Origin of the sequence: Enterococcus raffinosus (assembly GCF_018917525.1) — a bacterium.
Taxonomy (GTDB): Bacteria; Bacillota; Bacilli; order Lactobacillales; family Enterococcaceae; genus Enterococcus_A; species Enterococcus_A raffinosus_A.
In genome coordinates this window covers 107,942-119,326 of sequence record NZ_JAHLOS010000009.1, presented here as the reverse complement: position 1 = coordinate 119,326, position 11,385 = coordinate 107,942, and the positions used below count along the sequence as shown (strand labels likewise).

Genomic DNA, 11,385 nt, shown 5'->3' with positions numbered 1-11,385 from the left:
ATGTATCCAGAATATTATAAGAACGTACTTGGATACGAATTTAGAATCAGTGATCGACAATAAAATGATTCATCTAAACAAAAAGTCCTCAGGAGCGGTTTTCTCCTGAGGTTTTCTTAGTAAAGATTAGCAGCCTTTTTGCCGAACAATTAAGGTATGATGGGAAGGAGTATAAGTCAAATTTACGGGAGGCAGATGAGTGTTTGTTCATGAACTCAAATTAACTAATTTTCCTAAAAAGATCGCTTATCCTTTTGATGTTTTTGCGGTTCAAGAAATTTTTCGTAAAGGGAGTCTAAGCTTTGATCAACCAGTTACTTTTCTATCTGGAGACAATGGAACGGGGAAATCCACAATTCTAGAAGCAATCGCGGTTGCCTATGGGATTAATCCGGAGGGCGGTAGTCAGAACTTTAATTTTCAAACAGTCGAGAGTCACTCTGAATTACATGAGTCGGTGCGTTTAGTCAGAAAGGGGAATCTTCCTAAGACAAAGTTCTTCCTGCGTTCAGAGACCTATTATAATGTTGCCTCTGAATTAGAATACATGGCCGAAGACGACGGCGAAGTTGCCTTTGCCTCCTATAGTGGAAAGTCTCTACACACCCGCTCTCATGGAGAAGGACTGTTGTCGATCATTGAAAATCGTTTCGGTAAAGAAGGCTTTTATCTGTTAGATGAGCCGGAAGCAGGGCTTGCGACGAGTCGTCAATATACGTTGCTGCGGGAAATTCATCGCTTAGTTGAGACAGGCAGTCAACTGATTATCGCCACCCATTCTCCGATCCTGATGGCCTATCCCGCTGCAACGATTTATCAGTTCTCAGAGGACGGACTGGAACAACTACCGTTAGAAGAAACGCTGGCTTATAAAGAAACGAAGCTTTTTTATGACGATCATCAGCGAATGCTGCATTATTTACTAGATTGATTCAGAGGGTTTCCTTTTTCTAGTTCAGAACTCCAGTGTTAGAATAATTCTAGCTAGAAATTGAGGAGATGGGAAATTTGTTTTACTTAAAAAAATATGGCTTTCATTTTTTACTCATCGCTGTAATTGCTGATTTTTTGACACCTTACGTTTTGGGGATTTTTTACCCGAAGCTGAATCAATTGACTGCTGTGATCAGCCTGTTTGGAGATATAGATAGCCCAGTTCGAAGTGCGTTCTTGATTTGGTCAGTAGTTGCTGGCAGTTTTTATACGCTATCGTTGCCAGCAATCTATGCAGCTTTGAAAGAAACTTCGAAGGTACTAGCTAGTTTAGCCACCGCAGCGATCGGGTTGTATGGTATCGGGGATTGCATTTTTACCGGATTGTTTAGTGTTGATTCTGTTGAAGCTCAGTGGAATTTCTCGACTTGGGTGCATAATATCGGTTCAGGAATCGGCTATGCGGGCTTTTTACTTTTTCCTTTATTTCTATATTTGATTTATAAGAAGCGAGGCGATCGTTCGGAGAGTCAGCACTACTTGATTTTGTTGCTTTTAAGCTTGGCGGTTGCCGCAATCTATGGCTTGGCTCGTATTCCTCAGTTGAATCAATTTACCGTCTTTCGACAATTAGGCCTTTGGCAGCGAATTAGTTTTATATTTAATTATTTGCCGATTGTGTACTTTTCTTTTAACAAGCTGAAAAAGTAAAATAGGTTTGGTGTAATGCGCTCATTCAAGAGATTGAGCGTCTTTTTTTCTAAAATAGCAAAATATTACGTTTATTTGGTTAAAAAATCAGCTAATTCTTTTGACGATATAAAATCTTGAATAGACGGAGTAATGAAACCATGGTATATTACCCTTGTCTTTTAAAACATGTGATTTTTATCACATTTTTCAGGGTCATAAATTAACTAAATTAAATGATAAAAAATAATTAGAAAGGACCAAGCCAATGAGTCAGACACTAACGAAATTGATGACAGATGATATCACCACTTTATTTGTGACAGATGGAGACGGAAATATTTTATTAGCTAATGATTTTACTGCCATGACTTTGGGAATTTCTTTAAATGAACTATTAAACTCAAATGTTTATGATCTGGTTGCTAGTGAGATCTATGATGCTTCAGCAACGATAAAAGCTTTGAAATCAGGTGAAAATTCTGAGGTAACACTGACTACTCAAGCAGGTTATCATATTAAATCAAAGTCAACGCCCATTTTTTATCCTGATGGGACCTTACATTTAGTGGTTACTAAATCTGAACCCTTAACACAAGAAGAATTCGAAATGCTGTCAAACAGTGATGAAAATCAGTCTGTCAAAATAGATGAACCTGTTGAGGTAACGACTTCTGTTATAGCAGAAAGCAAGGAAATGAAAAAGATCATCCGTGTGTGCAAACAGGTTGCTTCTTATAACAGCCGAATTTTACTTTTAGGAGAATCTGGCGTCGGTAAGGAAGTGATCGCTAACTACATTCATCGACATAGCCAAGTGGCTGAAAACAAGTTTATTGCGGTCAATTGTGCGGCGATTCCTGAAAGTCTTTTTGAATCTGAGTTTTTTGGTTATGAAAAAGGGACTTTTACCGGCGCTGAAAGAAGCAAACCAGGATTGATCGAGACAGCGGATGGCGGTACCCTCTTCCTAGATGAAATTTCAGAAATGACTTTGGAGTTGCAAGCGAAACTTTTACGGGTTTTAGAAACTATGACTGTTCGTCGAGTTGGCGGAATAAATGAAATACCTGTAGCGTTCCGGTTGATTTCTGCATCTAATCAAAATATGCTTGAACAGGTCGAGCAGGGAAAATTTCGCCGTGATTTGTATTATCGAATCAATGCGATTCCTGTTACGATTCCTCCGCTAAGAAAAAGGAAAAAGGATATTTTGGCTTTGGCCAACCATTTTTTAGACTCATTTAATCAAAAATACGATGCACATGTGACGTTGTCAAAACAGCATCTTCATCACTTAATGTCATCACAATGGTTAGGAAATGCGCGGGAACTAAAAAATTATATTGAATACGTTGTTGTAACCGCAGAATTACCGATTGCCTTGCAGAATAATCCGACTGAAGAAATAGATGGAGAAAGTGAAGAATTACAAGCATTGGCAAAGATTTATGATTATCCAGATTTTATCGAACATGTCGAAAAAATCTACTTCCAACAGAATTTGAAATGGAACCACTGGAACATTAGCAAGACGGCGGAGAGCAGTAATGTCAGTCGTCCGTTTATTTATAAAAAGATGCGGGAACTGGAATTGGAAAAAAAAGAGACAGAATAACAGAAATGGCGATTAAAGTGTAATTGATCTTTACACTTTGATCACTATTTTTTTGCTCTTTATGCGTAATTATAAGGTTTGCTATTTTGGCACGGTGATTGCTTAATAGAAAAGCAAAAGTTAATGTGATTGATTTCACTATTTTTGGGTAGGTCAGCTAAAGACATATTATTTTTAGCTGTGAATTATAGAATGAAAGGAGTTAGCGAAAGTGAAAATAATCACCAAAGAAGCAGCAGCTTTATTAATTGAGGATAATGATTCCTTAGCAGTCAGCGGCTTTGAACTTGCCTGTGCCAACGAAGAAGTAGCATTAGCACTTGAAGAGCGCTTTGTCAAAACAGGAAGTCCGCAGAATTTAACGGTCGTACACTCAAGCTGTTGGGGGGATCGTCAAAATAAGGGAATGTCGCATCTCTCTCATAAAGGTTTGTTGAAACGCTGGATCGGCGGCATTGTCAAAGCCTCTTCACCGAAACTATCCGAAATGATCCAAAACAATGATTGTGAAGCCTACAATTTTCCGCAAGGTGTGCTGGCACAACTATACCGGGAGATTGCTGCTAAAAGACCAGGCTTGATTACTAAAATTGGTTTGGAAACGTACATTGATCCGCGGCAAGAGGGTGGGAAAATGAACGAAGCAACGACCGAAGAATTGGTGAAGCTCATTGATCTGCTTGACGAAGAGTGGATGTTTTATCCCAGTTTTCCTTTGCAAATCGGATTGATTCGTGGAACGCTAGCCGATGAAAATGGAAATGTGACCTTGGAGAAGGAAGGTCTTCACATGGAGGTTTTACCGATTGCCCAAGCGGTTCACAATAGCGGCGGAAAAGTGATTGTTCAAGTCGAACGTGTAGTAAAAAACGGTACCTTGCATCCTAAAGATGTAAAGATACCAGGAATTCTAGTTGACTATGTGGTTGTGTCAGAGCCGGAAAATCACTTTCAAACTGGAACGACAATGTTTGAACCAGCGTTTAGCGGTGATGTGAAGTTACCGATCGAAAGTGTACCGAAATTAACATTGGATAATCGCAAAGTGATTGCTCGTCGTGCGGCGATGGAACTAAAAAAAGGAACTGTTTTGAATCTGGGTGTCGGTATTCCTGTAAATGTTTCAACGATTGCAGCTGAAGAAAAGATTGATGATCAAATCATTTTGACGACTGAAGCAGGGACGATTGGTGGAATCCCAGCCGGATTAAAGGATTTTGGACACGCATATAATAGCGAAATGATTATTGATCACCATGAGCAGTTTGATTTTTATGATGGCGGCGGATTGGATCTATCTGTTTTAGGTTTAGCTGAGGTTGACCAGTTTGGAAATGTAAATGTCAGTAAATTAGGTAATCAAGTAATCGGCTGTGGTGGGTTCATCAATATTTCTCAAACTGCTAAGAAATTAGTCTTTGCTGGAACTTTTACCGCAGGAGGGCTAAAAACTGAGGTGGCCGAGGGTCGTTTAACGATCATACAAGAAGGAAAACACAAGAAATTTGTTAAAGCGGTCAATCAAATCACCTTTAACGGAAGCTATTCAGCGAAAACAGGCCAGGAAGTTCTATTTGTTACAGAGCGAGCGGTCTTTTCTTTAGAAAATGGAAAGCTGGTGTTAATTGAAATCGCACCGGGCATAGAGTTAGAAGAACAAATCTTGAATCAAATGGATTTTGAGGTTGTTGTATCAGCGGATTTAAAGGAAATGCCAGAAGAGTTATTTATGGATAATTGGGGTAAGTTAGCGGAAATTATGGAGGAAGATCATGGAAAGAACTAAGGGTATTGAACAGGTTGCTACAAAAGTTAATCGTTGGGTAGTTCTATTTGCATCAGTGGGAATAATCATTTGTCAAGGCGGAATCTATGCTTTTAGTGTATTCTCATCCCCGTTAGCCGCTGCAAATGGTTGGTCTGTTCCAGATGTAGCTTTAGCCTTCACGATAGCAGTAGTAATTTCACCATTGCCGATCATTATTGGTGGTCGAATCTCAGATAAAGGAAAATCACGAGAGTTAATTTTGTTTAGTTCATTATTGCTGGCAGCATCGTTTGCATTGGCAGGGTTATCTACTCAGTTATGGCAATTATACTTAACCTATGGGTTATTAGGCGGGTTTGGTTTGAATTTGGGCTATATTGCGTGTGTTAATAATTCCCAACGGCTCTTCCCAGATAAACGTGGTTTGTGTTCGGGAATTGTTATTACAGGTATTGGAGCTGGAACAATGATTTTTGCACCGCTAGGCAGTTGGCTAATTGAACAATTCGGTGTTCGAACAACGTTCATTCAACTAGGAGCAATCTTCTTAGTCATTTCTTTAATCTGTTCAGCATTAATCAGAAATGCTCCCATTGAAACTACTGAAGTAGCAGACAAAACTACGAATGAAGCACCAGGAGCAACGATTGAGGCAGAAGATTTTGATTGGAAAGGCATGATCAAAACCATTCGATTTTATCTAGTGGCGATGCTCTATGCGACTGGTTGCTTTTCTGGATTAGTCATTTCATCTAATGCTGCCGATATTGGCCAAAATATGTTTGGTCTAACACCAATGGTTGCGGCGACTTTTGTCAGTGTATATGCAATGAGCAACTGTTTAGGTCGAGTTCTATGGGGAGCACTTTCTGACAAGTTAACGCGCATCAACACCTTTATGCTGTTATTCTTATTTATTGCCTTGTCGCTATTCAGCATGATTTTTATCAAAGCAACTGTTGGTTTTGGAATAGGGTTGATCGGGCTTGGTCTTTGTGAAGGCGGTGTGGCTGCAATGATGTCGCCACTAACGATTGAAAATTTTGGTTCCAAAAATCAAGGAGTAAACTATGGTTTTGTTTTCTTAGGATTCTCAGTTGCCGCGTTTATCGCTCCTCGCTTAACTGCTTTTGCTGGGGAAAAAAATAGCGGTGATTTCACTTCTGCATTTGTTATAGGTGTAGTAGTCGCAGTGATTGGGTTTGCCTTAGCATTCTCATTGAAACAAATTAATGCAAATTTGGCGAAAAAGAGAAGTTGAAATGATTGAACGTTGTTGTTCTGCTAAGAAAATAATTGATAAAATTCTATCAATAGCAAAGTATGGCCGTCAGTTTTAATCAAGCTACTAAAAGTGGAGGGTAAAAATGAAAACAATTGTTTTAGATGGTTCAAGTCTAACATTAGAAGACGCTTGGCTAATCGCAGAAGAAGAAGTTAAGGTGACTATTTCTGAAGGAGCGCTGAAACGTGTAGAGCAATCTTATGATTTATTGATGGCTGGAGCCGTTTCTGGAACTCCTGTTTATGGGTTGACAGTGGGTGTAGGTCTGAATAAAGATCAGAAAATATTTGATGCTTCAGGAGAATTATCACCAGCAGTTATGGAAGCTTCAAAAAACTTTAATCGATCCATGCTTCGATCCCATTCAGCAGGGATTGGAGCAATGATGCCAAATCATTTGAGCCGATTATCGATGGCTATTCGCTTGAATACGTTGCTTCAAGGCCAAGCGGCGGTTCAACCAGCGGTAGTTGAATTGTATAAAGAGTTTTTAAATCAAGGCATTTCGCCACTAATCCCAAGTCGCGGTAGTATGGGAGAAGCAGATATCATGCTGGCTAGTCATGTCGGTCTCGTAATGATGGGAGAATGGCAAGCTAATTATCAAGGTGAAACGATCAGCGGAGATCAAGCTTTAGAAAAGACGGGTTTAAAAAAATTAACCCCAATTGGTAAAGATGGGTTAGCTATTTTATCGACCAATAGTATTTCAACGGCATACGCGCTGGCTGGAGTTCGAAAAGTTCAGCAAACACTTACGGTTAGCCCATTAGTTTTTGGGTTAAGCCTCGAAGGTTTGAATGGAAATATTGCACCGATCTTGCCTCAACCAATCGGTGTTCGTCCGTTTCCTTTATTGCAGGAAACAGCAGAAACGATGCGGGAAGTATTAGTGGGTTCCTATTTATGGGAATCGAATAAGAATAGACCGCTGCAAGACCCATTGTCATATCGCACAACAGTTTATACATTATCAGAAGCAAAACGAGCACTAATTGACTTAGAAGAAATGATCACCATTCAAATCAATAGTTCTGATGATAATCCTAGTGTGATTGAAGGTGCAGGGATAGAATATAGAGAATTTGATCAAGTTTCTCAATATTTTGTTGAGACGGAGGAATTTTCTGGTGGAATTTTCCCGTCAGCTAATTTTGAATCCCTACCAGTGGCATTGGCTGTCCAACGACTTAGCTTAGCTTTGGGGCATATTTCCCATAACGTCATTCAAAGATGTTTACGTTTGGAAGAAACAGAATTTACCGGGTTACCACGCTTTCTGACAGTACTTGAGAATAAAGGTCATGGCTTTGGGTCCATCCATGTTCCCATCGTTGCTTTGCATGGTGAGATCATGACATTAGCTAATCCAATCTCATTGAATGTTCAGCCGGTTGCTGGCGGTGTGGAAGATACTGGGACGAATGCGCTACAAGCAGCCCAACGCTTATTGGAAATCAATGAAAGTCTCAATTATCTGTACGGTGTTGAATTGATGCATGCCAGTCAGGCAATTGATATGAGGATGGCAGAGTCTGTTCTGTCATTAGGAAAAGCGACAAAGCCTTTTTATGAAGCTTATCGGAAAATCGTAAGCTTTGTTAAAGAAGATCGTATTTTTACGATCGATATGGAAGCATCAAAAGGCTTCTTAGAATGCTATCAGTATTAGTACAAAGAATTTTTTTACAAAGAAGGGAAAATATCAATGAAGAAAATTACTGAGATCTTAGGCATTAAATACCCGATTTTTCAAGGAGCAATGGCTCAAGTTTCTAAACACCAATTAGCCGCAGCAGTATCAAACGCTGGCGGATTAGGAATCATTGCGGCAGGTGGAATGAGTGAAGAGCAGTTGCGAGAAGAAATTATTAAGTGTAAAGAATTAACAGAGAATCCCTTTGCAGTAAACATCATGCTGATGGCACCGAATGTTCCCGATATGGTGAAGGTGGTCATCGAAGAAGGTGTGAAAATCGTTACGACCGGGGCAGGAACACCCAAAAAATATATGGAAGCTTTTAAAGCGGCGGGAGTAAAAGTCATCCCAGTGATCTCAAGTGCGAAGCTTGCAAAGAAAATGGAAGACTTAGGAGTTGATGCGGTAGTCGCCGAAGGTTCGGAAGCTGGCGGGCATATCGGCGAGCTTTCAACTATGGTCTTATTACCGCAAGTAGTCGAGACGGTAGATATACCAGTTATTGCTGCTGGAGGAATTGCGAACGGTAAAGGAATGGCGGCAGCTTATGCTTTAGGTGCTCAAGGCATTCAAATGGGAACGGCCTTCATGCTAGCAGAAGAATGTCCGATACCTCAAAATGTCAAAGAATTTGTTGCCAATGCTGAAGAAATGGACACAGCCGTAACGGGCAGAAGCGGCGGCGCACCAGTTAGAAGCTTGAAGAACAAAATGATCAATCAATATGTTCAATGGGAAAAAGAAAATATGCCAAGAGAGCAACTAGAAGAATTGACGATGGGCTCTGCTCGAAAAGCAGCAGCCGGCGATATTGAAAATGGGTCAGTGATGGCAGGCCAAGTATCTGGTTTGATCAACCAAATCAAACCAGCTAAACAAATAATTTCCGGCATTATAGCTGATACAGAGCAAACAATCAGAAATTTGAGTTTAGGATAAAACCACTTTGAAGGCGAAACGCTGAATCCAATAACCGTTAAAAAGAAGACCAGAAAACGTGATTTTTTTCTGGCTTCTTTTTACTGTTTCTACATTGGTCCGTTAATAGTAAAGATCGGACTATTTTTAAAAACATTTCCGAATTTTGCGCATTAATAATTGTATTAACATTTTCATACCTATATGATGGAGAAAGGAACAGTTAAAAAAACTATTAATAGCATAGTGAGGGAGTCAAAATGAAAAAGGTAAAATTGGTTATGGTAACAGCATTAGCATTAGTGCTTTTTGCTGGATGTAAACAGAAGCCGCAAGAGGAGTTTACAGCGGAATTGGCGAAGCAAAGTGAAATGAATGCCGGCAATTATTTGCTCGTGATTGATAAGCTGACGATTACAGGTAATGATAATGATGATGACCGAACTCGTGCTGCGAAGGATTTGGGAGCAAAGGTGATCAGTGGAACTAAAATTTCAGGCGATTATCTTAAAGATAGCGAAAAAAAACTGTTAGCTATGAATATGACTGTTGATGTATTAGGGCAAAAGCTACCAATTGATTCCTTTATGGATCAAAAGAAAAAATCATTATATATAAGTTCTGATTCTTTAAAAGAAACAATGAGTATCATTAAGCAATTCAATACTAATGCTTCATTTGAACTGAAAGATTTTGATGAAATTAAAGGAAAGTATCTTCATATCACTAACGATGAACTGAAAAGGATAATTCCTAGTATGGCAAATTCCGATTTGCTCAGTGGAACGCCTAATTCAAAACTGTTTAGTGAATATCTCGATACTTTGAATTCTGATTCTTTTGAGAAAAAGGATGATACAATCAAACGGAAATTTACTAAGAAAGATATCAAAGGCTATATTGACTACGCCAAAGAAAATGGTAGTAAAGAAGAGAAGAAGGCAATGAAGGATCTGGAAAAAAAGCTTGACGATCTGACTAAATACGAACAAACAACAACTTTGAACACGAAAAAGCACACACAAAAGACCATAATGAAAATTGCTGCGAAAAACGATGATAGTACAGTTTCTATGGACTTGACTATGAATACTCAAGCCAAAGAATCTAAGAAAAAAATCTCATTGCCAAAATCAGCGGATACAATCTCAATGGAGGAATTCCAAACAATCTTGGATGACGCAAAAAAGAATGAATCATTGATTTCAGATGAAGAGTTAAATGAATTGTTGGATGACATTAAGCAAGGTCGTGGTCAATTTACGCAAGCACAAATTGATCAAATCAAGAATACCTACAAGCCTTACTTAACGGAAGAACAATTTAAGCAACTTGAGGAAGCCCTGAATCAATCAATCGAAACAGCAGCGTAAATTAACCTATGGAGCCATTTGTAATAAAGCAACAAATTATGCTAAACTTATCGTGACGACAATCACAAAAAATAGATAAGAGGCGATTTCGGTCCGGCGCACTATCCATTCCGCAATTAAAGGATTTTAGTGAAACGTGGAAAAGTATTCTGACAGTGAATAAACTGAAAATTTTCGAAAGGAAAGACAGTTTATTTGTTGTGCAGAAATTTTTCACGTTTTTTTGTTGTCTGTTGGATTGTCGTCAGTGAGAAAGAGGAATAGAAAATGATGGAATATATTAAACAGGATGTCCCGATTTTTAGTCACAGCAAGGATTCAATTTGGTTAGATGCCCATTTAGCGCCTCAAATGTTAGCGGCCCACCTGGATACCGAATTTGATGGAGCCACGAGAAATGCGGAATATATAAATCAATCTATGGCGTGGTTGTCACAAAAATGTCCGGCACAGGCGTTTCCAAAGCTGCTGGATATAGGTTGCGGACCTGGGATTTATGCTGAAAAATTTTATGGGGCTGGTTATCAAGTTAAAGGGATCGATTTTTCTAAGTTGAGTATTGCTCATGCTGCGAAGTCAGCTGAAGAAAAGCAATACGTTATTGATTATCAATGTGGGGACTACTTGAAAGAGGAATTAGGGAGTGAGACCTACGATCTTATCGTCTTGATTTATTGTGATTTGGGTGTTTTTTCTCCAGAGGATCGAAAACACGTATTTCAAAAGGTCTACGCGGCGTTAAAAAAAGGTGGAAGATTTATTTTTGATGTCTTCACTCCGAAGAAATATGCGAACTTCGAAGCAGCGAGAACTTGGCAGCTGGAGGAAAATAATTTTTGGACACAGGAGACGTGTGTACATTTAACAGCACAAAAAAATTACTCGGGCACCAATACCTATTTGGATCAGCATTATTTGCTTTATCCAGATAAGATCAAAGAATTTTTCATTTGGGAAACGGTCTTTGAGCAGGAACAACTGCTTATGGAATTAAGCACCGTAGGTTTTGGAAACAGTGAAGTCTTTGGAGATATTCGCGGAAAGAAAACTACAGAGGATTCAGAAACGATTTGTTTCGTCGTTGAAAAATAAAAAAGGGGC

9 protein-coding genes are annotated in these 11,385 nt (G+C 39.2%); all 9 read left to right on the top strand.

Annotated features, from left to right (window positions below):
- The first annotated feature begins 199 nt into the window (after positions 1–199).
- The gene (locus tag KQI58_RS23140) at positions 200–931 is read left to right on the top strand and encodes an AAA family ATPase (RefSeq protein ID WP_216408196.1); all 732 of its coding nucleotides are present in this window, start codon (positions 200–202) and stop codon (positions 929–931) included.
- A 77-nt stretch (positions 932–1,008) separates the two neighbouring features.
- Entirely contained in the window at positions 1,009–1,644 is a 636-nt protein-coding gene (locus tag KQI58_RS08435; protein ID WP_216408194.1) for a DUF998 domain-containing protein, read from the top strand.
- 247 nt (positions 1,645–1,891) lie between these two features.
- Positions 1,892–3,241: a sigma-54 interaction domain-containing protein gene (locus KQI58_RS08430; RefSeq protein ID WP_216408192.1), complete on the top strand. Its 1,350-nt coding sequence runs from the start codon at positions 1,892–1,894 to the stop codon at positions 3,239–3,241.
- 211 nt (positions 3,242–3,452) lie between these two features.
- Positions 3,453–5,027 carry an acyl CoA:acetate/3-ketoacid CoA transferase gene (locus KQI58_RS08425; protein WP_216408189.1) on the top strand — a complete coding sequence of 525 codons (1,575 nt, stop codon included), beginning with the start codon at positions 3,453–3,455 and terminating at the stop codon, positions 5,025–5,027.
- Complete coding sequence (locus KQI58_RS08420; RefSeq protein WP_216408187.1) at positions 5,014–6,270, top strand: L-lactate MFS transporter; 1,257 nt, start codon at positions 5,014–5,016, stop codon at positions 6,268–6,270. The genes KQI58_RS08425 and KQI58_RS08420 overlap by 14 nt, the downstream gene beginning before the upstream one ends.
- 106 nt (positions 6,271–6,376) lie before the next feature.
- Complete coding sequence (locus KQI58_RS08415; protein ID WP_216408185.1) at positions 6,377–7,966, top strand: HAL/PAL/TAL family ammonia-lyase; 1,590 nt, start codon at positions 6,377–6,379, stop codon at positions 7,964–7,966.
- Between the two features lie 36 nt (positions 7,967–8,002).
- A complete protein-coding gene (locus KQI58_RS08410) occupies positions 8,003–8,932 on the top strand; it encodes a nitronate monooxygenase (RefSeq protein ID WP_216408183.1) in 930 nt (309 codons plus the stop codon).
- Between the two features lie 239 nt (positions 8,933–9,171).
- Positions 9,172–10,284, top strand: coding sequence for a hypothetical protein (locus KQI58_RS08405; protein WP_216408181.1), 1,113 nt, complete (start codon positions 9,172–9,174; stop codon positions 10,282–10,284).
- A 267-nt stretch (positions 10,285–10,551) separates the two neighbouring features.
- Entirely contained in the window at positions 10,552–11,376 is an 825-nt protein-coding gene (locus tag KQI58_RS08400; protein ID WP_216408179.1) for a class I SAM-dependent methyltransferase, read from the top strand.
- The last annotated feature ends 9 nt before the right edge of the window (positions 11,377–11,385 follow it).

What these genes read in the sequence shown, in the direction of transcription:
- KQI58_RS08430 (WP_216408192.1), top strand. Translation starts at nt 1,892, where the DNA reads ATGAGTCAGACACTAACGAAATTGATGACAGATGATATCACCACTTTA.
- KQI58_RS08420 (WP_216408187.1), top strand. Translation starts at nt 5,014, where the DNA reads ATGGAAAGAACTAAGGGTATTGAACAGGTTGCTACAAAAGTTAATCGT.
- KQI58_RS08415 (WP_216408185.1), top strand. Translation starts at nt 6,377, where the DNA reads ATGAAAACAATTGTTTTAGATGGTTCAAGTCTAACATTAGAAGACGCT.
- KQI58_RS08410 (WP_216408183.1), top strand. Translation starts at nt 8,003, where the DNA reads ATGAAGAAAATTACTGAGATCTTAGGCATTAAATACCCGATTTTTCAA.
- KQI58_RS08405 (WP_216408181.1), top strand. Translation starts at nt 9,172, where the DNA reads ATGAAAAAGGTAAAATTGGTTATGGTAACAGCATTAGCATTAGTGCTT.
- KQI58_RS08400 (WP_216408179.1), top strand. Translation starts at nt 10,552, where the DNA reads ATGATGGAATATATTAAACAGGATGTCCCGATTTTTAGTCACAGCAAG.